Here is a 332-nt window from a genome sequence, read left to right as displayed (position 1 = left end):
TTCAAGGCGTCGTCGATCACAAGCCCCTTCATCCGTTCGCCCATGGCCGCCACGAAGCGATCATGAATGCCCTCGGTGACGATGAGGCGCGAAGATGCGGTGCAACGCTGGCCGGTCGAGAAGAAGGCGGAGTTGACCGCAGCTTCCACTGCAACCGAAAGATCGGCGTCGTCAAGCACGACGAACGGATTCTTGCCACCCATCTCCAGCTGGTATTTGCGATTGTGTTCGACCGAGGCGAGCGCCACGCGTTTGCCCGTGCCGGTCGAGCCGGTGAAGGTGATGGCGTGAATGTCGGGGCTGTCGAGCATCGCCTGGCCGACGACCGAGCC

1 protein-coding gene is annotated in these 332 nt (G+C 62.3%); it reads right to left on the bottom strand.

Annotated features, from left to right (window positions below; genetic code table 11):
• Nucleotides 1-332 (bottom strand): aldehyde dehydrogenase family protein (locus ASD01_RS36840; protein WP_244495264.1); only part of this gene is annotated, 332 nt, incomplete at both ends.

Origin of the sequence: Ensifer sp. Root423 (assembly GCF_001426275.1) — a bacterium.
Taxonomy (GTDB): Bacteria; Pseudomonadota; Alphaproteobacteria; order Rhizobiales; family Rhizobiaceae; genus Ensifer; species Ensifer adhaerens.
Note: the sequence above shows the minus strand (reverse complement) of the source record. Positions and strands in the feature narration are given on the sequence as shown.